The sequence below is a fragment of the Shewanella electrica genome (genome assembly GCF_022321485.1).
GTDB classification, from domain to species: Bacteria; Pseudomonadota; Gammaproteobacteria; order Enterobacterales; family Shewanellaceae; genus Shewanella; species Shewanella electrica.
The window spans coordinates 19,952-44,280 of record NZ_JAKOGG010000015.1; the positions used below are offsets into that span (position 1 = coordinate 19,952).

The 24,329-nt window shown below is 49.1% G+C and carries 18 protein-coding genes and 3 tRNA genes; 15 read left to right on the top strand and 6 right to left on the bottom strand.

All coding sequences use genetic code 11. The features are described from left to right. Window positions 1-8: 8 nt before the first annotated feature. A complete protein-coding gene (locus tag L9G74_RS16240) occupies window positions 9-1,853 on the top strand; it encodes a DUF3466 family protein (protein ID WP_238897488.1) in 1,845 nt (614 codons plus the stop codon). A 179-nt stretch (window positions 1,854-2,032) separates the two neighbouring features. Then, window positions 2,033-2,212, top strand: a complete 180-nt coding sequence (gene rmf, locus L9G74_RS16245) for a ribosome modulation factor (RefSeq protein WP_238897490.1) — start codon at window positions 2,033-2,035, stop codon at window positions 2,210-2,212. Between the two features lie 47 nt (window positions 2,213-2,259). On the opposite strand, the gene fabA is transcribed toward rmf, so the two are convergent. Together fabA and L9G74_RS16255 are read right to left on the bottom strand one after the other, a co-directional pair. Beyond that, complete coding sequence (gene fabA / locus L9G74_RS16250) at window positions 2,260-2,775, bottom strand: bifunctional 3-hydroxydecanoyl-ACP dehydratase/trans-2-decenoyl-ACP isomerase (protein ID WP_238897492.1); 516 nt, start codon at window positions 2,773-2,775, stop codon at window positions 2,260-2,262. Between the two features lie 73 nt (window positions 2,776-2,848). Continuing rightward, the gene (locus tag L9G74_RS16255) at window positions 2,849-4,438 is read right to left on the bottom strand and encodes a Lon-insertion domain-containing protein (protein ID WP_238897494.1); all 1,590 of its coding nucleotides are present in this window, start codon (window positions 4,436-4,438) and stop codon (window positions 2,849-2,851) included. Between the two features lie 201 nt (window positions 4,439-4,639). Here L9G74_RS16255 and L9G74_RS16260 point away from each other — a divergent pair. From L9G74_RS16260 to rplY, 9 genes are all read left to right on the top strand, one after another. Next, window positions 4,640-4,730 (top strand) — tRNA-Ser (locus L9G74_RS16260). A 631-nt stretch (window positions 4,731-5,361) separates the two neighbouring features. Continuing rightward, the gene (gene uvrY / locus L9G74_RS16265; protein WP_238897496.1) at window positions 5,362-6,006 is read left to right on the top strand and encodes a UvrY/SirA/GacA family response regulator transcription factor; all 645 of its coding nucleotides are present in this window, start codon (window positions 5,362-5,364) and stop codon (window positions 6,004-6,006) included. Window positions 6,007-6,107: 101 nt separating this feature from the next. Beyond that, complete coding sequence (gene uvrC / locus L9G74_RS16270; protein WP_238897497.1) at window positions 6,108-7,940, top strand: excinuclease ABC subunit UvrC; 1,833 nt, start codon at window positions 6,108-6,110, stop codon at window positions 7,938-7,940. 43 nt (window positions 7,941-7,983) lie between these two features. Next, window positions 7,984-8,532 carry a CDP-diacylglycerol--glycerol-3-phosphate 3-phosphatidyltransferase gene (gene pgsA / locus L9G74_RS16275; protein WP_238897499.1) on the top strand — a complete coding sequence of 183 codons (549 nt, stop codon included), beginning with the start codon at window positions 7,984-7,986 and terminating at the stop codon, window positions 8,530-8,532. Window positions 8,533-8,649: 117 nt separating this feature from the next. Continuing rightward, window positions 8,650-8,725, top strand: a tRNA-Gly gene (locus tag L9G74_RS16280). 8 nt (window positions 8,726-8,733) lie between these two features. Continuing rightward, window positions 8,734-8,807 (top strand) — tRNA-Cys (locus L9G74_RS16285). A 119-nt stretch (window positions 8,808-8,926) separates the two neighbouring features. Continuing rightward, complete coding sequence (locus L9G74_RS16290) at window positions 8,927-10,264, top strand: L,D-transpeptidase family protein (protein ID WP_238897502.1); 1,338 nt, start codon at window positions 8,927-8,929, stop codon at window positions 10,262-10,264. A 392-nt stretch (window positions 10,265-10,656) separates the two neighbouring features. Then, window positions 10,657-11,205, top strand: coding sequence for a peptidoglycan L,D-endopeptidase MepK (gene mepK, locus L9G74_RS16295; protein WP_238897504.1), 549 nt, complete (start codon window positions 10,657-10,659; stop codon window positions 11,203-11,205). Between the two features lie 112 nt (window positions 11,206-11,317). Then, window positions 11,318-11,611 carry a 50S ribosomal protein L25 gene (gene rplY / locus L9G74_RS16300; RefSeq protein WP_238897622.1) on the top strand — a complete coding sequence of 98 codons (294 nt, stop codon included), beginning with the start codon at window positions 11,318-11,320 and terminating at the stop codon, window positions 11,609-11,611. A gap of 129 nt (window positions 11,612-11,740) precedes the next feature. Here the strand turns inward: rplY and tamB are convergent, their stop codons facing one another. Together tamB and L9G74_RS16310 are read right to left on the bottom strand one after the other, a co-directional pair. After that, window positions 11,741-15,583, bottom strand: coding sequence for an autotransporter assembly complex protein TamB (tamB, locus tag L9G74_RS16305; protein WP_238897507.1), 3,843 nt, complete (start codon window positions 15,581-15,583; stop codon window positions 11,741-11,743). Then, window positions 15,580-17,337: an autotransporter assembly complex protein TamA gene (locus L9G74_RS16310; RefSeq protein WP_438944580.1), complete on the bottom strand. Its 1,758-nt coding sequence runs from the start codon at window positions 17,335-17,337 to the stop codon at window positions 15,580-15,582. The genes tamB and L9G74_RS16310 overlap by 4 nt, the downstream gene beginning before the upstream one ends. A gap of 267 nt (window positions 17,338-17,604) precedes the next feature. On the opposite strand from L9G74_RS16310, the gene L9G74_RS16315 reads away from it, so the two are divergent. From L9G74_RS16315 to L9G74_RS16330, 4 genes are all read left to right on the top strand, one after another. Beyond that, window positions 17,605-18,588 (top strand): isoaspartyl peptidase/L-asparaginase family protein, encoded by a 984-nt coding sequence (locus L9G74_RS16315; protein ID WP_438944581.1) that lies wholly within the window; start codon window positions 17,605-17,607, stop codon window positions 18,586-18,588. Between the two features lie 78 nt (window positions 18,589-18,666). Further along, entirely contained in the window at window positions 18,667-19,083 is a 417-nt protein-coding gene (locus L9G74_RS16320) for a CBS domain-containing protein (protein ID WP_238897513.1), read from the top strand. Between the two features lie 93 nt (window positions 19,084-19,176). Then, window positions 19,177-23,052: an ATP-dependent RNA helicase HrpA gene (gene hrpA / locus L9G74_RS16325; RefSeq protein WP_238897517.1), complete on the top strand. Its 3,876-nt coding sequence runs from the start codon at window positions 19,177-19,179 to the stop codon at window positions 23,050-23,052. A gap of 78 nt (window positions 23,053-23,130) precedes the next feature. Continuing rightward, window positions 23,131-23,463: a hypothetical protein gene (locus L9G74_RS16330; protein ID WP_238897519.1), complete on the top strand. Its 333-nt coding sequence runs from the start codon at window positions 23,131-23,133 to the stop codon at window positions 23,461-23,463. 3 nt (window positions 23,464-23,466) lie between these two features. Here L9G74_RS16330 and L9G74_RS16335 read toward each other — a convergent pair whose 3' ends face one another. Together L9G74_RS16335 and L9G74_RS16340 are read right to left on the bottom strand one after the other, a co-directional pair. Continuing rightward, window positions 23,467-23,670, bottom strand: coding sequence for a hypothetical protein (locus L9G74_RS16335; RefSeq protein ID WP_238897521.1), 204 nt, complete (start codon window positions 23,668-23,670; stop codon window positions 23,467-23,469). A 203-nt stretch (window positions 23,671-23,873) separates the two neighbouring features. Next, window positions 23,874-24,095, bottom strand: a complete 222-nt coding sequence (locus L9G74_RS16340) for a hypothetical protein (RefSeq protein WP_500142658.1) — start codon at window positions 24,093-24,095, stop codon at window positions 23,874-23,876. Window positions 24,096-24,329: the final 234 nt, after the last annotated feature.

Below are 24,329 nucleotides of genomic sequence, written 5' to 3' on the forward strand. Positions count from 1 at the left end.
ACAATTGAATGAAGTTGAATAGTGCACTGTCGTTGGTCGCTTTGGGTGTGATCAGTGTATTACATGTCTCGTCAGCACATGCTGCTTCTGTTTATGAGATCGTCAATATTGAAGACTTTGATCTCAAAGGGACACTCACTGGCACACAAAATGGCTATGGTCAGAGCATCAACGCCAATGGTGAAGCTGTTGGTATTGCTAAAGGCCAATCTGATTTAACTGATACTGACGTTGAAACGCAAAATGACTCGATTGATAACAATTCCGGTGTTGAACCAAGTGACAGTATCACTTATTCGATCTATCAACACATCGAAGGCAACAACTTCACCTTCCACGCATTAGAAAATGATGCCAGCAGCGTGTGGTTGCCACGTTTTGAAACCATCAATAGCAGCACTACCGACAGCGATAACTCGGTTGATAGCTATTTTTATGACATCAACGACGCAGGTATTCGTGTTGGTGCGATGACTGCGCCTGAGCAGTCAACGCCTTATACTGGTGACAACGAAGATTATGACAATTGGTACTACCGTGCGTTCGAGATGCGCGGTTTTGTCAAAGATAGTGCTACCGGCGCAGAAGTACCATTAGTACCTGCCTACACTACCTATACCGATGATGACGGTGTTTCGGTTGACTTGGGTGGTTGGTCAGTAGCGGCCAAGATCAACAATAACAACCTGATCACCGGTTATGCCAGTACTGCGTTAAGCGCCGCCAGTGATGATCGCGTTGATAGCTGTATTTCTAATGCGGAAACCGTGCCGGTTGATGTGTGTGTACAGAACTATCAGTTTCCTAATGCCGCTAACGGAGTTCGTTTCGTTACCTATCAAACTCGTGCGTTTGTGTGGAACTACGCTAATGGCACGACCACGGCAACCGAACTACCGCTGGGGCTGGACCCAGGTACGTCGACTCGTATCTTTCAAGCCCAAGGCTTGGGTATTAACGATAATGGCGTAGTGGTGGGGCGTTCTAACGTCTACCGTAACGGTAATAGCAATCGCCTACGTTACGATGCTGCATTCTGGCAGCAAGATGCTAATGGTGCGTATCAATACCACTGGATCCCCGTCATTGATAATGATGATGTACGCAGTGCCAAAGCGGTTGATATTAACAACTCAGGCATCGTGGTTGGTAGTTATGTGGCGTTCATGGATGGTTATGAAACCGAGAAATTCTTTGTCTATGACATCAATTCTCCTGATAGTTTGCCAACGGTGCCGAATGACTTTTTCTCCGGCATTTCCAATCTAAATAGCTATCCAAAAGACATCAATAACCAAGGTCAAGTTGTTGGTTCTATTGAAAAATCTCGTGACTCCGATTTTGATGGTCCGCGCGATGGTTTCCTCTATGACGTTAACAGCCAAGAGTTCTCTGACGTTAACGATTTGCTGACGTGTAGCTCTAAAGGTTACGAGCAAAACAATGAGGGTAACTGGGCGAAGCACCAGTTTACTGTGAGTGATAGCACCGGGGCGAATCTGACCTACAATGCGGATATCCGCGTCGTTGAGGCCAATAAGATCACTGAAGATGGCACCATTGTTGGTACGGCATTTGTGCGTAAGCCTGTTTACCAAACTGATTCACTGGGTAATTTAGTCTTGGATGATGACGGTAACCCGTTGTTTGCATTGAACGGTGAAGGTCAACCAGTAACGAACTACCTGCCGCGTATGGTGGTGCTGAAGCCAACCAACAGTGGTACCGCTTGTGACATCCCTGATGAAGACCGTGATGGCACGGCAGCAGAAGGTAACTATAAACGCGAAGGTGCAGCATTCTGGATGTGGATGTTAACACTGCCGCTGGTTTGGTTCCGTCGTCGTAAATAAAGGTTTTTAGCTTGTAAAAAAATCGGCAATCATTGCCGATTTTTTTGCCCGCACCTCAGGGAGTTATCTTTTTTGGTGGTTTTTTGTACGAAATTACCATTGATCTCAGCGGCAAAACGTTCTAATTCTGTAAGGGAAGCCTTGCGCTTCGGTGTCACATTAGAACTGAGGAAACTTGCATGAAGAGACAAAAAAGAGATCGGATGGATCGCGCTTTCTCCAAGGGGTTCCAGGCAGGTGTTGGTGGACGCTCAAAAGACAACTGTCCCTACTCAAATCTTGATTCTCGCTCGCAATGGCTAGGCGGTTGGCGAGAAGGGGTAGACGGACGCATCAAAGGTCTGTTGTTTAATAAATAAAAAAATTGCCCTCCGAAGAGGGCATTTTTACAGCTGTACGCTGAATCTTAGAATGTTGACGTGTCGCTAAACACACCCACTTTCAAATCCGTCGCCGCATAAATTTCGCGGCCATCTACCTCAACTGTTGCATCTGCGATGCCCATGATCAATTTACGGTTGATGGTGCGTTTGATATTCAGACGGTAGGTAACCTTTTTCGCGGTTGGCAGCACTTGACCGGTAAATTTCACTTCGCCTACGCCGAGTGCACGACCTTTGCCTTCTGCACCTTGCCACGCTAAATAGAAACCAACCAACTGCCACATGGCATCAAGGCCGAGACAACCCGGCATTACTGGGTCATCGATGAAGTGACAACCAAAAAACCACAAATCAGGATTAATATCGAGTTCAGCAATCAGCTCGCCTTTGCCGTACGCACCACCGGTTTCATTAATCTCAACCACACGATCTACCATCAACATGTTGTCTACTGGCAGTCTCGGGGAATTTTTACCGAATACTTCACCGTGTCCGCAGGCAATCAGTTCTTCTTTATTGAAGCTGTTAGCTTTTGTCATTATTACAACCACACGTTATTAAGTTGTGCCAAGATTAGCGAACAGGTGTACGCCAAACAAGTCCGATCAGCTATTAATATCTGACGAGCTTCAACTTTCTCAGTAAACGCGTAAACCAAGGGCTGATATCTTCATCATTATTGCCCGCTAGCCCATCTAAACGCAGCTGCACCAGCCCGTAAAGACTGTCCTCTGGGAAGTTGTCTGCCTCGTCTGCTTTACCGGTTTCTCGATTCATCAGCAGCTCCATCGCATCATCCACGTGGGATATTTCAAAAAGATGAAATTTTCCCTCTGCGACGGCGGAGACAATCGCGTCAGGTAAGTTTAATTGCTGGACGTTGGAGCGTGGAATGATCACGCCTTGCTCACCAGTTAAACCACGGCGAGCACAGAGATTGAAAAAACCTTCAATTTTTTCGTTCACACCGCCAATCGCTTGCACGTTGCCAAACTGGTCAAGAGCGCCGGTAATTGCAATGCCTTGGTTGATCGGTTGCTCGGTAATCGCAGAGATCAAACAGCAGTATTCGGCCAGCGAGGCACTATCGCCATCGATCTCTTGGTACGACTGCTCAAACACAATGTTAGCACTTAAATGCAATGGCGCATCGCGACCGAAAATCCGATACAAGCAGGACGACAGAATCATCATGCCTTTTGCATGGATATTACCGCCAAGTTCCGATTTACGCTCAATGTCGGCTACTTCGCCATCGCCATAGTGCACCGATGCGGTAATGCGCGCGGGTTCACCATACATATAATCGCCAGAATCGATGACCGTCAGGCCACAGATTTGCCCAATGGTCTCGCCGCTAGTGGGTAGATGGATAAAGGCATCATCGACGTTTTGTGCTGACAACTGCTCTTGGGCATTGTGGCGCTGTCTACGTTGCTGACGTGCTTGCTGAATATGTTCCGCCGCAATGGCTGAACCGTTGGCAATGGCTGCCGCTTCGGTCAGTAGCTGCAGAAACGGTTGGCTAGCCAAACTCAAGCGTTGTTGGTGGTCCGAAAGCTCACAGGAATATCTCAGCAGCGGCTGCAACGCCGATTGCGTTAATGTGGCATTGACTTCATGGGCTAACGCTTGCAACCAACTCACATAGTTATCGAGGTGCGGCTCAGCTTCAATTTCATCATTGACTTCACCATACAAAGGAAACAATGCTTGGAAGCAACGCTCCGCTTGCAGCAGCTCACTGTAATAACCTGAGTGGCCAATCAAAATAATGCGTGCTTTGAGTGTGTGCCACTGCTGTTGTTGGGTGAATCCGTCATGCAACATGGCATCCAGTAACGCTTCCCAAAGATTAGGTCGTGTTAGCAGAGCCTCAATATCGATGAATAGTAACCCCGGTGCGGCCAACGGACTCACCTGAGTCGCCGAACCAAACAGTTGTGCCCGGCTAATCCGTCCATATAAAAACTGATAGCTTTGTTGCTGATAGTCGGCGAGGGTACGCACTAATAATCGTCGAGCGATGCTGGCAAAGTCGGCGATATACAATCCTTGTTTTGGCAATGCCGTTTGCGTATCAAAGGCAGAAAGTAATCTTGTCTGACCGAGCAACAGCGGGTGAGTGGCCGCAACAGCGGGAAATGTGACAGCAGGAAATGTTGGCGCCAACTTAATGGTGGGAATTGGATTTGGTCTCATTATCGCAATGACAGTAAATTTCGTGGTGCAATTTTATCACAAGCTGCACCTGCCCATTCTAATAATTGTGAATATTTCCATAGACTGATGCGGAAAACGTTGGAACTTTATACATCTGTGGTTAAGTTTTGGACGAAAGCGAAAAATTTTAAAAATAACGGTTTACAAGCTCGCAAGCTCCTTATACTATTTGCGCCGTTCGGAGGGGTGGCAGAGTGGTTGAATGCACCGGTCTTGAAAACCGGCATAGGTTTATAGCCTATCCAGGGTTCAAATCCCTGCTCCTCCGCCATATTCCGAGAAGGCCGCTCAATTGAGCGGCCTTTTTCTTTTGTCGCAATAACATCTCGTTAATTCTGCAGGGTCTTAGCTTTTAGGGCTATTCAGTCCTTCAGATATGATTGCCGTGGTACGGAGAGTATTTTCCGAACAGAGCTAGCATGTCCGCCATGACATGGCTAGACACCTCAATTTAACTTTCCCTGTTGCGTTAGTGTCCAACGGATGCGGATTGCGGCATATGAAGAACGCATCGCCGATACCGTGCCACATAGCGACTTATGGTATGCCACGCTTGGCGTGCGTGGGTAAGTTAACACATTGTTTCGTTAGGCCAACGTTATGATGTTCCGGTATGTGCGCAGTTCGCAGCTTGAACGGCCATGGCTCGCCGAACTTGTGTCGCACACAGGTGTTCGTTCCTTCCTTAGCGGTTTCGCTGCTGATAAATCTACATTTTTGTGTACTGACGTTGGTTTCTGCCTCAGTTTTTTGCGGCGTTATTCAAGGTTCATCAGTAATTTGAACACTTGCTTCAGTTATCGGGACAATCCGCTTTTATAATCTGGGGAATTCGGCTAAATTACCTTTCATAAATAACGGCGCTACGTGTGTTTTGCCGCATACAATAGGGTGGATGACAGTTGATTTCTGTATATTTGGTCGATGACCACGAGTTGGTCAGAACCGGTATTCGAAGGATCCTCGAAGACGAAAAAGGCATAAAAGTTGTTGGTGAAGCCAACGATGGGGAAGCCGCCGTACAATGGTGCCGCCAAAATGAGGCGGATGTTGTGTTGATGGATATGAATATGCCTGGTATTGGCGGCTTGGAGGCGACGCGTAAGATTTTGCGTTATCAGCCACACGCTAAAATTATCGTGCTGACTATCCACACTGAAGATCCATTTCCTACTAAGGTGATGCAGGCGGGAGCTTCGGGTTATTTGACCAAGAGTGCTAAACCGCCAGAGATGATCCAAGCGATTCGACAAGTAGCCTCTGGACAACGTTATTTGGCGCCTGAAATCGCCCAAGCGTTGGCATTGAGTCAGTTCAATCAAACGGATGAAAATCCATTTAAGTCATTGTCTGAACGCGAATTGCAGATTTCGATGATGATCACCAACGGGCAAAAGGTGACAGAAATTTCTGAGCAGTTGAGCCTAAGCCCAAAAACCGTGAATAGTTACCGTTACCGCTTATTTGCCAAACTGGGTATCAACGGAGACGTTGAGCTGACACGATTGGCAATGCGCTATAAGTTACTTGATACCGCGCAGTTATAATTAGCTGTGTCATGACTAGCAAATAGCTATTTGCATCTTTTCTGAAAGCGCCCTGAGCGCTTTCTTTTTCTGTTATCCCGAGTGTTTCCAAAGAGTTTTGTATGTCTCAGCCGTTTAACGCCAAACAGTTTCTGCGTAATGTCACCTCAGCGCCTGGGGTGTACCGTATGTATGATGCAACGGAAACGGTGATTTATGTCGGTAAGGCCAAGGATCTGAAGAAGCGCTTGTCTTCTTATTTTCGGGCTAATTTGCCGAATGTCAAAACTCAAGCCTTGGTGTCGCACATTGCCAATATTGATGTCACGGTAACCCATAGTGAAACCGAGGCGCTGATCCTCGAAAACGACTACATCAAGCGGTATATGCCGAAATATAACGTGCTATTGCGTGATGATAAGTCGTATCCCTATATCTTGTTGAGTCAGCATCGCCATCCGCGTTTGGCCTATCACCGTGGACCGCAACGGGAAAAAGGCCAGTATTTTGGGCCGTATCCCAATGGCGGCGCGGTGCGCGAGAGCCTGCATTTGATGCAGAAGCTGTTTCCGATCCGCCAATGTGATGACCTGTACTACAAAGCGCGTTCTCGCCCCTGTTTGCAGTATCAATTGCAACGATGCAGTGCGCCATGTGTGGGGAAAATATCGGACGAAGCCTATCAACAGCAGGTGCGCTTAGCCGAGCTATTTTTGCGTGGTAAAGATCAGCAAGTGATTGCCACGCTGGTCGAGCAGATGGAGCAAGCCTCAATAGCACTAGAGTTCGAACAGGCAGCGCAGTACCGCGATCAAATTACCGCCTTACGTCGTGTTGCTGAGCAGCAACAAGTCAGCTCGGCGCATGGTGAGATGGATGTGATCGGCGTGCACTACGCATCCGGCATCGCTTGTTTCCACCTGCTATTTATCCGTGAAGGTAAGATTATCGGTAGCCGCAGTTATTATCCGCAGGTGCCAAACGACACGGACATGGCAGAGGTATTGCGCTCCTTTATGCTGCAGTTTTATCTTAACAGCGATGCTCATGGCAGCGTGCCGAAGGAGATCTTACTCAGCGAAGAGTATGATGAACTGGATGAATTGACCGAGTTGTTGCTGGAAGCCACCCAGCAGAAGGTCGCGATTCGTACCAACGTGCGTGGTGATCGCGCAGGCTACGTGCGTTTAGCCAAGACCAATGCCACCAATGCAGTGTTAACCAAGTTAACCCACAAAAACACCGTGGAACAACGTTTCTTGTTATTGGAAGAAGCATTGGAGTTCAGCGGTAGTATCGCGCGCATGGAGTGTTTCGATATCAGTCATACCATGGGCGAGAGCACTGTGGCGTCTTGCGTGGTGTTCAATCGCGACGGACCACAGAAGTCTGAATATCGCCGCTACAACATTAGCGGTATTACGCCGGGCGATGATTATGCCGCGATGAAGCAAGCATTAGAGCGCCGCTTTGATAAAGTGACCGCCGCTGGCAAGATCCCTGACATCGTCTTTATCGATGGTGGGTTAGGGCAGTTACGCATGGCGCAAGCGGTGGTCGACATTAAGTTTGTCGGTTTGGATAAACGGCCCATGCTGGTTGGTGTGGCAAAAGGTGAGAGCCGCAAACCCGGTTTAGAAACGCTGATTTTTGGTGACAGCGAAGCCAGTTTTTCACTGCCTGATGATTCGCCCGCGTTACATCTTATTCAGCATATTCGCGACGAGTCACACCGTTTTGCGATTACTGGTCACCGTAACCGCCGACAAAAGACTCGCAACACCTCTACGTTGGAATCCATTCCCGGAGTGGGGCCAAAACGCCGTAAAGCGCTGTTGCAATTTCTTGGTGGATTACAAGAAGTGAAGAATGCCAGTGTCAACGAATTGCGCAAAGTGCCAGGAATTAGTGCCGAAATGGCACAAACCATACATGACGCATTGCGAGCCCATTAAATTTAAGGCAAGATTATTCCGCAAATAATCAGTTGGTTTTATCATGCCGTTTAATCTTCCTATGGCCTTAACGTGGTTCAGGCTTTTTCTATTACCGATTTTCATCGTAGTGTTTTACCTGCCTTATCCGTGGGCACACTTCGCTTCTGCCTTTGTCTTTTGGCTTGCTGCTATCACCGATGCGCTTGATGGTTACATGGCACGTAAGCTGGGCCAATCTACCCGTTTTGGTGCTTTTCTCGATCCGGTGGCCGATAAATTGATGGTGACCACCGCCTTAGTGTTGCTGGTTGAGCAATTTGATAGCCCGTGGTTGACGTTACCTGCGTTGTTTATGGTGGGACGTGAGATTGTCATCTCTGCCTTGCGCGAATGGATGGCCGAAATCGGCAAGCGTGGTGCAGTGGCGGTGAGCTGGATTGGCAAGTACAAAACGGCCGCCCAGATGCTCGCTATCATTGGTTTGTTGTGGCAAGTCGACACGTGGATGGTTAACTTGGCTTATGGCTTGCTGTACGTGGCGGCTTGGCTCACTTTCTGGTCGATGATGAGTTACATCAAAGCCGCGTGGAATGATTTGATTGCGGGCTAATCAATTTTAGATCAATTTGTGTGCGTTCAATTAGTTATAGCCTTTTGGCGCATTGACACATAAGACTAAAACAGTAGAATGCCCGCCGTGAACTTCGGTTCCTTCCTTCTTTTTGTTGCGACATTAGCTCAGTTGGTAGAGCGATACCTTGCCAAGGTATAGGTCATCGGTTCGAACCCGATATGTCGCTCCAAATTATTAGGCGCGATGGCAGAATGGCTATGCTGCGGATTGCAAATCCGTCGATCTCGGTTCGACTCCGGGTCGCGCCTCCATTTTTTATCCCTCAATTATCCTGTGCAAATTCAACAGCGTTCTATACTTATCCTTACGTTGTAGATCTCCCTCAAGGTTGCTGATGCGGCTCTGGGCAGAACAAAATAGGACTGTAAGGATGCGGTTTATCTGGTTGTTGTGTCTCAGTTGTTTAACGACTTCGGCGTTTGCCCAGCCGGCAGACGCTGCCAAGGAAGCTTTGCGTGAACAGTTACAAATGTTGGCATTATTGCCACAGCAGGGGGGGGCCACGACCCTGCGCGTTGTGCCTGAGCAGCGTGACAATACCACGGATTTTTCTGAGGCTGAACTCCAGCAAACGCTCCATCAATTCTGGTTATCTCATGGCGTAGAGCTTGATGATAGTCGGCAGTTGTTGACCGATGAATTCTACCGCGTCAACGCTCGCGTCACTCAACTACTCGCATTGCATGAGCAGCAAGTATGGTTGCCTCTTGCCCCCGGCGGTTGGTTACGACCAGGCGATAATCATCGTGATATTCCCGCAATAGCGCAGCGACTCGCTTTGCTTGGCGATCTTACCTCAGCTCCTACAACCGAATATGATTACTCTGACGAACTTGCCGATGCCGTGCGTCATTTTCAACGCCGCCATGGTTTAAAAGTGGATGGAGTGATTGGTTCCGAAACCTTATATTGGCTCAACGTCACGCCGTTACAGCGTGCGACTTTGCTAGTAAAGGTCTATGTTGAACAAACTGCGCTACGTTACCAGCTACCGGCACAATATGTATTGGTTAATGTGCCCGCCTATGAGCTTGAATTTGTAAATGATGGTCAGCTAGTGCTGCAGTCAAAGGTGGTTGTGGGGCTGCCATATCGACAAACCCCTATGTTGCAAAGCGAAATTACCAGTGTGGTGCTGAATCCTCGTTGGCACGTACCGCGCAGCATCGTCCGGCGCAATTTGCTGCCGCATATTCGTAAAGACAGCAACTATCTGGAGCAGCAAGCTTTCGACGTGTACGACTTACAAGGGCAACAAATCCCCTTGGCGGACGTGGATTGGTCTGAACAGGCTTATGGACGCTTTCCTTATCGTTTAGTGCAACGGCCCGGTGAACACAATGCGCTTGGGCGATATAAATTTCATTTTGCTAATGGTTTCGATGTGTATTTACACGATACGCCCGAAAAGTCACTATTTGCTAAATCTCAGCGAGCATTATCCTCTGGCTGTGTCAGGGTGGAAAAGGCCGCTGAGTTGGCACAGTGGCTTGGTGAACATGTTGTTGCTGACGCAAGAAAATGGCAGCAAATGCAATACGATTACACTACCACGCAATGGTTTAAGTTACGGCAACGTATTCCGGTTTATATCGTTTATTGGACGGCATGGGTCAATGAGCAGGGGATTGCCGAGTTTCGACCAGATATCTATAACAAGGAGCCGCTAGCGGCTCCGGCAGTCCATTCTGAAACGCACGGCGATTAAAGTGGCTTTTCTGGCATTTCATTAAACGTCAGGGGTTGTTGAACGGCGGTGTTTAATTTTTGTTCAAATCAAACGCATTAGGAACGAGATACGGTCAGTGCGGTTTAGTCAACTAAGCAAGCTGGGCAACAAAGTTCGGGAGGCGTTTAAATGACCCCTTCAGGCAGCGTCAGAGCGCAATTTATGCGGCGTTAGCTGCTGTTGATGGAGCATAACTCCACGGCAAATCACCTGTCTTGCTTAAATCACGCTCTGTCAGCGGCCAAAATAACCAGTAAAGGTCAGCAGCCCCTCATCACCAAAGCATGATTTTTTACGATCTTGCTTGACCTCAATCGCAATGATGGTTACTTTCTGAACGCTTTCCCGTTGTTGAAGAGGTAATTTATCCGGTGTCTTTATCCTGTCCCATTCGTCGCCAATTATTAAAAGGTATAGGCGGCGCGGCACTTGTATCGTTAGTGCCAACGCAAGCTTTCGCTAGTCGCTCAACTCAAGGAAGTCGATTTTTGAGCTTTTATAACATCCACACCGGTGAGCATCAGCAAGGTACTTATTGGGAAAAGGGCGGTTATGTTGGGGATACACTGGCGTCTTTTAATAATTTGATGCGCGATCATCGGCAGAATATTGAAGCACCGATGGACAAGCGGGTATTTGATATTATCTACCAGTTGCAGCAGAAACTGGGCACGGACAAACAAGTGAATGTGATCTCTGGTTACCGTTCTCCAAAAACCAATGCGATGTTATCGGCCCGTAGTAGTGGCGTAGCCAAGAAAAGTTATCATATGAAAGGCATGGCGGTTGACCTGTGTATTCCCGGCGTTTCTCTCAAAGATGTACGACAAGCGGCATTGCAGTTGAACTTAGGCGGTGTGGGTTATTACCCCAAGTCTGGTTTTATTCACGTGGATTGTGGCCCCGTGCGTCGCTGGTAGCGATTAGTGATTGTTGGCTGCTGGACATCGTGTTATTATCCGCGCGCATTTTCATAGGTTGCCGTTGGTCGAAAGCGGTAACCCGTATTTACTTATAAAAGAGAGTATTATTATGTCTTATACAATTCCAGCTGCTATCCGCACTGAAATCGGGAAAGGTTCGAGCCGCCGCCTGCGCCGTGAGGGTAAAGTTCCAGCTGTTATCTACGGTACTGGTTCAGGTAAAGAGCCTGTATCTATTGTGTTGGATCACAAAGATATCATCAACATCCAAACCAATGATGACTTTTACACTAGCGTTCTGACTATCGTTCTGGACGGTAAAGAAGTTTCTGTACGTGCACAAGCTATGCAACGTCACGTATTTAAACCAATCGTTGAACACGTTGATTTTGTATACGCCTAATTAGAAGTATGCAATAAAAGGCGCCCAATGGGCGCCTTTTTAATGTTTGCGATTTGGCACAACTCCGTTGGCAACAGATTTGTGCTTTAGCATGTTGGTCGACACACACTAAACAGTAGGTGGCGTGGGTTAATCATCGTCGGTATCAATATCAAATGAATAATAGATATCGAGCGACTGGCTAACCGTGCTGGACACCGACTCCAAATACAACTGCGACAGCAGATAATAGCGAACGGTGACTTCATAGCCGGGCGTAAATACCCCCACACCGTACTTCAGCATCAAATCTTTACCGATATAACCGCTGATCGCCACTTTGCCCTCGTTATCGGTATCAAGTTGCACATTATTAAAGCCAAACATCTCTACAAGGCTAGCAGCCGTGTTGCTGATATTGCTCATGGCGCCACCACCGCCACTAAATTGGCTGCCAAGAGAGATTGCGGCACCAACCATCATACTGCTGTTGTCCTCAGAGCTATCAAAGCCTTTGCCCTGCAAAATGTATGACAGCACTTCCGCTTGTTCGCGGGACGGTTCGGAAAACAGCACAACCTCCGGTTTAAGCGCATTACCGGTAATGCGTACGCCTGCGACTAAATCTTCATCTTTGATTTCGCGGATCGCTTCAATATTGAGTGAGGGCACTTGCGGTGGGCCAATAAACTGTAACTCGCCACGCGAGATGGTCAACGTTTGGCTCATGAACTTGTAAGTACCATCTTTTAAGTTGATGTTGCCGTAGACTTGCGCGGGTTTCCCCGCAGACTGTTTGAGGTTGACCGTACCAGTTAGCAAGGATTTGAGACCATAGCCATCAATCGATAACTTGTTGCCAATCGACACGTTAATGTCTGCGGTAATTGGTGTCGCGGTTTTTTGAGCCGCTTGTTGCGCTTGAGCATCATCGAACACGACATCCTGAGATACACCGACACCACCTGCGGGCAGCGGCACGATGGTAATCGAGCCCGATGGAATATTCACATTACCGCTGACATGGATGGCATCGCCGAGATTGATGGTTAAATCGGGTGATACATCAACAATCGCCAGCGGTGGTTGGATGACGGTAAGCTCCTTACCGTTCACTTTTATAGTGCCGCTAGGCTTGCCCGTCGACCAAGCGATATCGCCAGTGACACTGCCGCTGCCTTTACCCATATGCCAGCCGCCGTCGAGCGACATACTCTGACCGTCGAATTGCGCGGTAACGGCTAGCTCATCAATCTTAGTGGGGTTGGCACTCAGCACTAGCGCGCCTTTTTGCAATTTTGCTTCGCCGCTGACTTGCGGTTGCGCCAAATTACCCGCTAGGCCCAAATCTGCCGTGAGTAAGCCTTCAAGGGTTTGGAATTGGGGAATCACTTGTTCAAAGAACTTGAGATTAAACCGCTCTAGCTGCACCTGGCCTTGCAAGGTATGTTCTGGCGCGGTGGCAATATCAATGGCAGCGTTAACTTTGGCCAGTTCGCCAGCATCAAAGGTGGCTTTGGTATGTAACCAATCTTCATCAAGAATGGCGCTGATCTGTCCCGCTTGATACTGCACGGTTTCACTGTTTTTGGTCTGTTGGGTAAAAGTAATCACCCCGGGGGCCAGATCCAGTTGCACTTTGGCGGTAGGTTTAGCTTTGGGCGGCAGTTTGATGCTGGCGTCCATGCTGGCTTCACCTTGCCACTGAATGCCTTCAGGCAAAAAGGCGGCGAGGGCGGTGGCGGGTTTGCCCGCATAATGCAGCTCTATTTGCGGATTGGCCAGATCTATCGCCTGTTTGAGACACACTTGGTTATCGGTAGCACTGAGGCAAAATGGCGAGACTTTGCCTTGCGCCGTAGTCTGTTGCCAATCGACCACAAGCGGGGCATCGAGCTGCCAATGACCGGCTTTACCTTGGGTGCTCAGTTCATTGAGGGTCAATTGCAGCTGTTGCTGTTTGGCATCATATTGATTGCGGCCAGCCAGTGACACACCGTTGTCACCCTCAAGTGCTAACTGAAAGCGCTGTTCACTGAGATCACCTTGCAGCTGCGCGTTGAGACGGCCAAACAGCTGTTGCTGTAGTTCGATCTCACCCGTGTTGAGCTTTACATCAAATTGATGATTGTTGAACGGCTGATAATGACCATTGAGATCGACTTCGGCGACTTTATAACTTTGCCAGCCTGCATTGAGTAATTTGCCGTTGAGATTGATCTGCGGTTGCTCTGCTGCGCCAGACACATTGACCGTAGTGCTGAAGTTGCCAAACGCATTTGGTAACCACTGCGCCAAATCAGGTATGGTCACTGAGCCGTTAATGTCCCACTTATTGCCAGCATTGCCATGTAGGTATAACCGACTATTGAGTGCGGTGAGCGTCAGTCCGTTAGAGTGAATCGCTAAACTGTCATCGGCTTGCACATCACCAAGTAGCGCAAACGGCAGTTGATCGGCGCTGCCTCGAAGCGCTACTTGTGACACTTTTACCTGCCAATGGCCGTCGCGATAATAACCCTCAGTGGCTAATGGCCCAGCGATATCACTATCGGGAAGCCGTAATTGCTCGGTGTCTGCCGCAGAACTGACTAAATGGATGGCACCCAAATTCAATTGTGATAACTGGGTATTGAGTTGCCACGTAACGCCGTTTGCGTAATCGAGCGAGCCGTTGATATCGATTGCGCCTGCTGAGGTGGTGACCGCAAGATTTTCGAGGGCGAGCTGTTGCTGTTGGTGCTTCACTGCACCATTGATCTGCAACGCTTCCACAAACGGACTGAACAATTTACCGCTCAATTGCGCTTGCTGGGCCGCCAGTGAACCTTCACTCGACAAGGTGAGGTTTTCGGCCCGATATTCCGGTTGATTAAAGGGCCATTGCAGATGTGTCGCATTCATGTCGATACGATAGGGCAGCTTGGCATCGGTTAAGTTGCTATGGGCGCTAAGTTGCCCTTGCTGCGTGCCATCTAACGTTGCTGTGAGATTGAGGTCTGCCAAATTGCCGTTAATAGCGAGTTGCGCATCCTGCACAATTGGCTCATCTGTCATCGGCAGGTGAGTCATCGACACTTGCGCTTCAAGTGCTAGTGGATATTGCTCGCTTAGCGTCGCTTCGCCTTTGATGGAAATCGCGCCGCTATCATGTACTAATGTCAGCTGACCGAGATCAATCTGACTGCCGTTAATATCGGCAAGTAGCACCAATAACGGAAAGTTTTCGGTCGTATCGCCGAGTTTTAGTTGTGTATTTTCGAGCCGAGCCATCTCCACGCTGATGGGAAATGGCAAACTGATACTCGGCAATGTGGCGAGTGGCCACTCATCGTAAGGGGGAGCTTCGTCGGCAGTCGGGGCAATTGGATCGAGCAGCAACTGATTGCCGACCAAGCGTTCGACGACTAGACCATCATTATCCCAATGAGCACTGAGGTCGATTTGAGAAGCTTGATAACGGGTCTGATTAATACTGACATCAATGTTGCTCAAGTTGGCACTGCTAAGCGCGATAGTGACCGGCAGCTTAAAACCGGTTGATTCGTTTTGCTCTAATGTCGGTACTGGCGTGATGTCCTCAGCCACTGCTGCTGACTCGGTCGCTGTACTGGTAAAACTTACCGTAATATCAGCTGCTTTAATCGCATCAACACACACGCCGCCTTTCAACAAACACCACGGACGCCAATTTAATTGCAGTTGTTTTAACGCGACGCTAGTCGAATCATTTCGCCATTGAATATCCTCAAGCCCTAGCTCACCGTTGAGCGTGCCGCTGGCGTAACTCACCGACAAACCGGGCACAAAGCTATCGGCCAGCCACACGCCAAATTTACTGCCAATCGGTGTAGATACTACCAGAGCGATGATAAGTAGCAGCAACAGTGGGACATAAACAACACTGCGTACCAGCGCTTTAATGGTGCGACGAAGCCGAACAGCACCACGGGTGAGTGGCGTGACCGGATTAGGTTGTTCGCTCTGGCTCATAGTTCGGTCCCCATGGTGAGGTGAATACGCCAGGTGCCGTAATCAATCTGCGGATGTCTCACACCAAAGCCAACATCAAATTTAATCGGGCCGAGGGGCGAGATCCAATGCACACCGCCGCCAACGGAAACTACAGGGTCGAACTGACCAACATCAAAGGCATTACCGCCATCAACAAAGGTGGCCACGCGCCATGTCGGCGTCACGTAGTATTGATATTCCAAACTGCCTACCGCCAGATAGCGGCCCCCAATCACTTGGCGGCTCGGCACGCCATCGCTATTGGTATATTCGATAAACGGGCCGAGTTCTTGATAGCTAAAACCGCGAATGCTCTGATCGCCACCGGCAAAATAACGCAGTGACGGCGGGATATCGGCCAAGTCGCTATCTTTGGCAAGGTTGACGCCTAAATCTAATCTCGATACAAAACGGTGTTTATCAAACAAGGTTTCAATCCATTTGAACTGTGCTTGCATGCGGGTGAGACGGGCATCGGAACCGAGTACCGGGTCGGTATACTCCACACTGTAAAGCTGACGATAGCCAGATTTAGGATCTAGGCTATTATCGCTGCGCACGGTTTTACTGATACTACTACCGAGCAATAAGAACATCGGGTTGTAATAGGTATCAGACTGGTTATAGCTCTCTTGCAATACGTTGACCGAGTAGGAAAACAACCAACCGCTGATGCGTTTGTTACGAGCCACCCCAAGGATCTTTTTACGTGACTCTAACTCACCTGAATTACGATATTCGCCGCGTTCATCATTAAAGGTTTGGGTAACGCCGTATTTGTCCCACAACATGCCCGCTTTAATCTGCAACTGATCATCAAGCGGATCGGATAACGGAATGGTGTAGGTAAACAACGCTTTGGGGCGTTCTGGCGACCACTCTAAACTGCTTTCTAATGAATGCCCATGGTCATTGACTTGTGGCGTTTTCCACACCAATTTAACGCGAGGTTCCAGCTCGTTATTGCTATTGTTACCAAAATCCGCCCCCAGACCGATTTGCACTGAGTGGTCTGGCTTGGGGGTAAGTTCCGCTTTGATCGGGACATAATCGTTATCCAGTTTATCAAGCTGCGGCAACACCTTGATTGAGGTGAAATAGCCGGTATCTAACAAGCGCTGGTTGAGTGCGGCGATACGACGGGTACTGTAATTGGCATGCTCTTTAAACGGTACTAATTTATCAAGCAATTCAGGATCTAGCGTTGAACCTTCAAAGTTGATGTCACCAAAGTGATAGCGATTGCCAGAAGCAAATTCGAGGTTGATTTGTGCAGTATTAAATTCGCGGTTTACGCGGATCTCCGCTTGCGTGTAATGCCCATCAAAATAGCCGCGCGAAAAGGCCAGCGCCGACAGCTGCGATTTCACCTGTTCATAATTACCGTGATTGAGTGTGTCCCCCGGCTTCATCTTGATCGAGTCAAGCCAGTTGTTGAACAGACGGTCTTCTAATAACTCGCCGTTAACGCGAATATTGACCCACTGCAAGCGGGTCACTTCACCGGGGGTGATCTCCAGCTTGAGTTGCCATGGGCCGTTGACGGGACGCTGCACCGTTTGTTTTACTCGGCCGTGATAGTAGCCCAGCGATTGCAGTGCATCATCGACATTGTCTTCCACGTTAAACAGATAGGCATCACGCTGTGCGTCGGTGGTGGGCAACTGGCCTAAATAGGCTTGCACATTGCGCCGTAAGGCACCGTCGACCCCAGCGATTTCTAGCTTCAACAGATTATCCGCGGCAACAGCAGCAAAAGGACTACTACTTGCGAGGCACAAGCAAACGAGTGAAATTTTGGCGCGTGGATTGTGTACAGACAAAAAGGACAACCATGGTCTATAAGAATTTCCCTAACTAATATTGTGAACCGTAATGCGATAATCAGGCAAGTCACAGATTGTAATTGCTCCAAAAAGTCGCTACAAAATAGGCAGTTGTTAACAGGGATGCAAAAAATGAAATCCACGCTTAAAACCGTTGTTGCCGCATTAGCTTTGATGAGTTCCACTGCGGCATTTGCTGCTGATGCGCCATTTTCTATTGTTATTCATGGTGGTGCGGGCACCATCTCCAAAGCGCATCTTAGCGAAGAACAGATTAAAACGTATAAAGCTAAGCTGACCGAAGCCGTCAATGCCGGATATGCGGTACTCGAAAAAGGCGGCACCAGCCTCGATGCCATTCAAACCGCGATTAACATTCTTGAATCTAGCCCGTTATTTAATGCAGGCACTGGCGCGGTCTACACTTGGGACGGCAAACATGAAATGGATGCGTCAATCATGGATGGTGCAACCATGAACGCCGGTGCGGTGGCGGGTGTGAGCCATATTGAACATCCCATCGATCTCGCGCGAGCAGTGATGGAAAAATCGGAACATGTGATGTTATCTGGCAGTGGTGCGGAAGAGTTTGCCTTAACCCAAGGCTTTAAATTAGTTCCGGCCAATAGTTTTGACACCGAACAGCGTTATAACCAATTGCTGGATGCCAAAGCCAAGATTACTGCCGCCGAGAAACATGACTTTCAAGCAAAGGTTGATCCGCTCGACTTAGATTACAAATTTGGCACCGTCGGCGCGGTTGCGTTAGATAAACAAGGCAACCTCGCCGCGGCCACCTCTACGGGCGGCATGACGGCCAAACGTTTTGGTCGCATCGGAGATTCACCGATTATTGGCGCCGGCACTTACGCCGAAAATGGCGTGTGTGCCGTATCGGCCACCGGCCACGGCGAGTACTTTATTCGCTATCACGTGACCGGCGATATCTGCGCCCGAGTGAAATATCAGCATCAGTCGATCATTGCCGCCGCTGACGAAGTTATCAATAACCGTCTAGCCAAAGCTGGCGGCAGTGGCGGTGTGATTGCGCTTGATGAACATGGCAACGTGGCCACCTTGTTTAATACCGAAGGCATGTATCGCGCCAGCCGCAAGAGAGGTGAGCAACCGATGGTGATGATCTGGCGCGAAGAGTAATCGGCAGCAGAAGTCCCACCATCGTCGCAAATGCCGACTACACTTAACGTTGAGACATTTGCTTTCGTTGGGGGACACATGGACTCACTAAAAGTCAAAGACTTTATGGATCGCTTTCCGGTAAAGCTATCCGCAGATATGACCATTGCCGAGGCGGTGGAATTGTTGCTGAAAGAGCATAAGCCGGGGGCGCCAGTGGTGGCCGCAAATGGCCACTTGGTTGGGTTCTTATCTCAACAAGACTGTATTGGAGCCATGCTAAAAAGCAGTTATTACTGCGATTTAGCCGACATGGTAAAAGATCGCATGCGCACCGATGTATTATCGGTATCGCCAGATTATAGTGTGCTGTTACTGGCGGAGCAGATGCTAGGCAACAAACCGAAAATCTACCCGGTGGTAGACCATGGGCAGGTGGTTGGCGTAATTGATAGGTTTCATATTCTGTCGGCAGTAAACGGCTATATGAAACAATGTTATACCGCACCGGTCTAGCGCGATTACTGGGCCAGAATTAGCCCATAGTAGTATTCAAAACGGCGTATCCTTGGTAGGATCGCCGTTTTCGTTTTTACTGGATGTTGAGTTTTGAACGCCAAGTTGTCGCCGCTGTCGCGCGAATTCCTAGACCGTTGTTACCAGCCTGATGCGGCCCGTATTCGTCGCCAATTGTTCAAATCAAAATCGCTCAAGGACGCTGATAAAAAAGCGGAGTTGTTGGCGGAGTTAACCACGCGTGCCGAAGCCGCGTTGGAAAAAGCTAACCAACGTATGGCGTCACGCCCTAAAGTCAGTTATCCCGATGAACTGCCCGTATCACAAAAGCGTGATGAAATTGCCTCGGCCATTATCAATAACCAAGTGGTGATTGTCGCGGGGGAGACCGGCTCCGGTAAAACCACTCAGTTACCTAAAATCTGTTTAGATCTCGGCCTCGGCGCGCGCGGCTTGATTGGTCATACCCAACCGCGGCGTTTGGCGGCGCGTAGTGTGGCGAGCCGCGTGGCGGAAGAGTTACAAACCGAACTCGGTCAAGCGGTCGGTTTTAAAGTGCGCTTTGCTGATGCGATTGCGCCAGAGTCGTATATCAAGCTGATGACCGACGGGATTTTGCTGGCAGAACTTTCGAACGATAAATGGCTGTCACAATATGAATGTTTGATTATCGACGAAGCGCACGAGCGCAGTTTGAACATCGACTTCATCCTCGGCTACATGAAAGAGATCTTGCCGAAACGCCCCGATCTCAAACTTATCATCACCTCGGCCACCATCGATGTTGATCGCTTCTCTAAGCACTTTAATGATGCGCCAGTGATTGAAGTCAGCGGCCGAACTTATCCAGTAGAAACGCGCTATCGGCCACTGCTGCAAGAAGATGATGACGATTTAGATTTGATTGATGGCATCTTCAAAGCCGTTGACGAACTGTACGCCGAAGGGCCGGGCGACATTCTAATCTTTCTCAATGGTGAGCGCGAAATCCGCGATGTGGCGGATCAGCTCAACCGCCGTCAACTGCGTGATACCGAAGTGCTGCCGCTGTATGCGCGGCTGTCTTACGGTGAACAATCCAAAGTGTTCAAATCGCATATTGGCCGCCGTATTGTACTAGCGACCAACGTGGCCGAAACCTCGCTGACGGTACCGGGCATTCGTTATGTGATTGACCCCGGTACCGCGCGCATCAGTCGCTACAGTTACCGCACCAAAGTACAGCGTTTGCCAATTGAACCGATCTCCCAAGCCAGCGCCAACCAGCGCCAGGGCCGTTGTGGCCGTGTCGGCCCCGGTATCTGTATTCGCTTGTACGATGAGCTGGATTTCAACAATCGCCCTGAATTTACTGATCCAGAAATTCTGCGTACCAACTTGGCCTCGGTCATCTTGCAGATGTTGTCGATTGGACTGGGCGACATTGCCGGTTTCCCCTTTATTCAGCCGCCGGACGAACGCAATATTCGCGATGGTTTCTTGCTGCTGGAAGAACTGCAAGCGGTTGGGCGCCATAAAGGCGAGCTGAAACTGACTAAATTGGGCCAGCAGCTGGCGAGCATTCCGGTCGACCCGCGTTTGGCGCGGATGGTGTTGGAAGCCAATAAACTTGGCAGTTTGCACGAAGTGATGGTGGTCGTGGCCGCGTTGTCGATTCAAGATCCGCGTGAACGCCCAATTGAGAAGCAGCAAGCCGCCGATGAATCCCATCGCCGCTTTGCTGATAGCAAATCTGACTTTGTCTCCTTATTGAACCTTTGGGATTACCTCAAAGAGCAGCAACGTGAGCTGTCTGGGAGTCAGTTCCGTAAACAGGTGAAACAGGAGTTTCTTGCTTATCTGCGTATTCGTGAATGGCAAGATTTATACGCTCAGCTGCGCCAAAGTGTGCATGACTTGAAATGGCGTTTGAACAGCGAACCTGCCAATTACGAACAGCTGCACCAAGCTTTGCTGTCAGGCCTGTTGAGCCAAATCGGGTTTAAAGATGCCAACAACGAATATCTCGGCACCCGTAACCGCCGTTTCTTTATTTTCCCCGGTTCACCGCTGGCGAAGAAAGGCCCGAAATGGTTGATGGCGGCGGAGCTGACCGAAACCTCGCGCTTATTTGCCCGCAGTGTAGCGTCGATTGAACCTGAGTGGCTCGAGCATCTTGGCGCGCATTTGATCAAAAAACAGCATAACGAACCGCATTTTGAAGCCAAACAGGGCGCGGTTATCGCCTTTGAAAACCAAGTGCTGTATGGCTTGACGGTCGTTAACCGTCGCCGAGTACAGTTTGGCCCGATTGATCCGGTACAAGCACGCGAGATATTCATTCGTAGCGGCCTTGCCGAAGGGCAGCTGAAGCTGCGTGATAAGTTCTTCCACAGCAACTTGAAGTTGTTAGAAGAGGTGGAAACGTTAGAACACAAGTCTCGTCGCCGCGATATTTTGGTGGATGAGGATGTACTGTTTGCCTTCTACGACGAACGGGTGCCAGAGGGCATCTATAATCTGCCGTTGTTCAATCGCTGGTGGAAAGCGGCGAGCCGCGACACACCAGCGTTATTGAACTTTGACCGCGCTTTGCTGATGCAGCGTGACGATACCCACGTATCGGCGCTGGACTTCCCCGATGTGTGGCAGCAAGACAACCTGCGCTTGCCGCTGAGTTACCGTTTTGAGCCGGGGGAAGAAGACGACGGTGTGTCGCTGCATATTCCGGTGGCGCTGCTCAACCAAGTCGAAGATAGAGATTTTGATTGGCTAGTGCCCGGTCTACGGGAAGAGAAATGCGTGGCACTGATCCGCGCGCTGCCAAAGCCGTTACGGCGTAACTTTGTGCCAGCGCCAGATTATGCCAAAGCCTGCGTGCAAGCGATGCAGCCATTTGAACAGTCGTTGCTCGAGTCGCTCAGTTATCGCTTGTTGCGTATGAGCGGCACCAAAGTCGCGGCGGAAGATTACGATATCGCCAGCATTCCGTTGCATCTGCGGATGAACTTTAAGGTTGAGGACGACAAGGGCAAACTGATCGCCCAAAGCCGCGATTTGGATGGCTTAAAAGCCAAGCTGCAAGGGCAGGTGAAACACGCTATTCGCCAAGTCGCCGATGAGGGCATTGAGCAAACATCACTGACCGAATGGAGCTTTGGTGACTTGCCCAGTGAATATCAGCGCAAGCGGGGCAACTACCAAGTTAAGGCGTACCCGGCGCTGGTGGACGAGGGCAGTGATGTTGCCATCAAGCTGTTTGATGATGAACAGCAAGCACAAACTCAGCACCGCCAAGGTGTACGCAAACTGCTGTTGCTGAACATCCCATCACCTGTAAAACATCTGCAACAGGCCTTGCCGAACAAAGCCAAGCTGGCGATGTACTTTAACCCGTTCGGCCAAGTGCAATTGCTGATTGATGACATTATCGATGCTGCGATTCAGATGATTCTGGATCAACAAGCGCTAGATGTGCGTACGCCAGCGCAGTTTGAGGCCGCGCGTGATGCGGTACGGCAAGATCTCAACAGCGCCGCCGAGCAGATTTCGTTGAAAGTGGAAGCCGTGTTGACTGCGCACCAACGTATTCGCAAACGCTTAAAAGGCAAAATCAGTTTCGATATCGCCTTTGCCATGAGTGACATTCAAGCTCATCTCGATAGTCTTGTGTTTAAAGGGTTTGTCGAGGCCACAGGCTGGCAAAAGCTCGATGATCTCAACCGTTACTTGAAGGCGATTGAAATGCGCTTAGATAAGCTACCGGTCGATCCAAACCGCGATAAACTGCATCTACTGAGTATTCAGAACGTGACCGAAGAGTACAAAGCGACGTTGGCTAAACTCCCCAAATCACAGCCAGTGCCAGAAGCACTAGCCAACGTCCGTTGGATGATTGAGGAATACCGCGTTAGTTGCTTTGCGCAAACATTGGGAACGGCATATCCGATTTCAGAGAAACGTATTCTCAACCAATTGCAGCAAGTATGATGGTTCAATACCGGACGGCAGGATGAGTTGAATTTCTGACTCGTCCAATACGGATAGAAAGATACTATGCAGGGATTGATGAACAACACCAAATGGCGCCGAATACTGACACTGCTGGCTGAATATCCACTCTATCTGCAGTTTAAATTGCTCGGTGAACGTGAATTCCCGCTCGATGTTGAGCAGGCCAATTTGGTGTTGAGTGGATTTGGAACAACCCATTTTACTTTGGTGCGGCGTGAGCTGAGCTACAGTGACATCGGCCAACTAAAAATTGTGACCTCGCCACTGCCAGCAAACACGACACTAAGCCAATTACAGCAGGCGCTTGCTGGCATAGCTCAAATCACTATTAACCCACTGATTGCGGTGGAAGATGGTTATCTGTTGTCTGGCTATAGCGGTATCTAAGCGCTATTGCCACAACACGAATTTACTGTAAAGCAAGCTACTGCTAATAAACGCTAATCCAATCCAGCCTAAGCCTCGCGTCACCATCAACGGTGCATGCCGATTAAAATAGGGAAACAGAATCGCGCCTAAAGCAACTAAGGGCACCATGCCAAACAGCTTGCCTAAGTGAGAGCTGGAGATTGGCGCAAAGGGTGGGACAAGCACGTAAATACTCCAGTAAATCGCGTAAAGTACCATGGCGGCACACGCTTCTTTTACTGAAGTTTCTCCTTCGTTGTTGCGAAAATAAAAGTACAATAAAACAACAAAAATAATTAAACTAATCAAAAAGTTACTCCATTAACTACCCGTGGTTTTATTACGGGTATCCTTCAAATGATTTAGCAACCAATTCATCGTTATCGGTGTTAATGCCAAAACCACAGCAGTAGTACTGCGACACTTATCGGCCAAGCGAGAAAGTAGCGGCGCTGGCACAATATAGCAAGCTGAGTGACCAGATAAAACAGCAGCATCAGCCCTAAACTACCTAACGTTAGTAGGTCAAACCAGACAACTATTGCCAGCATAGGTAAGGTGTATAGCCAAACGTAGGCTAAGGTTTGCCAATCTTGCCTTTTGGCGCTCAAACCAAGGGAATCTATATACAGCTGATACTGTTGCCGCCAGGCGAGGGCATCTAACAGTTTTGTCGCTAGGGGCTGTTTATCTTTAGTGTTTAATTTTTGTTCAAATTAAACGCGTTTTGAACGAGGCGCAGCCTGCGACGCTTAGTCAACTAAGCAAGCTGGGGGCAACAAAGTTCAGGAGGCGTTTAAATGAACCCTTCGGGCAGCGACAGAGCGTGATTTATTCGGCGTTAG

Excerpts from the sequence above, each read along its gene's own strand:
- L9G74_RS16240 (WP_238897488.1), top strand. The coding sequence starts at position 9 with ATGAAGTTGAATAGTGCACTGTCGTTGGTCGCTTTGGGTGTGATCAGT.
- rmf (WP_238897490.1), top strand. The coding sequence starts at position 2,033 with ATGAAGAGACAAAAAAGAGATCGGATGGATCGCGCTTTCTCCAAGGGG.
- fabA (WP_238897492.1), bottom strand. The coding sequence starts at position 2,775 with ATGACAAAAGCTAACAGCTTCAATAAAGAAGAACTGATTGCCTGCGGA.
- L9G74_RS16255 (WP_238897494.1), bottom strand. The coding sequence starts at position 4,438 with ATGAGACCAAATCCAATTCCCACCATTAAGTTGGCGCCAACATTTCCT.
- uvrC (WP_238897497.1), top strand. The coding sequence starts at position 6,108 with ATGTCTCAGCCGTTTAACGCCAAACAGTTTCTGCGTAATGTCACCTCA.
- pgsA (WP_238897499.1), top strand. The coding sequence starts at position 7,984 with ATGCCGTTTAATCTTCCTATGGCCTTAACGTGGTTCAGGCTTTTTCTA.
- L9G74_RS16290 (WP_238897502.1), top strand. The coding sequence starts at position 8,927 with ATGCGGTTTATCTGGTTGTTGTGTCTCAGTTGTTTAACGACTTCGGCG.
- rplY (WP_238897622.1), top strand. The coding sequence starts at position 11,318 with ATGTCTTATACAATTCCAGCTGCTATCCGCACTGAAATCGGGAAAGGT.
- tamB (WP_238897507.1), bottom strand. The coding sequence starts at position 15,583 with ATGAGCCAGAGCGAACAACCTAATCCGGTCACGCCACTCACCCGTGGT.
- L9G74_RS16315 (WP_438944581.1), top strand. The coding sequence starts at position 17,605 with ATGAGTTCCACTGCGGCATTTGCTGCTGATGCGCCATTTTCTATTGTT.
- L9G74_RS16320 (WP_238897513.1), top strand. The coding sequence starts at position 18,667 with ATGGACTCACTAAAAGTCAAAGACTTTATGGATCGCTTTCCGGTAAAG.
- L9G74_RS16330 (WP_238897519.1), top strand. The coding sequence starts at position 23,131 with ATGAACAACACCAAATGGCGCCGAATACTGACACTGCTGGCTGAATAT.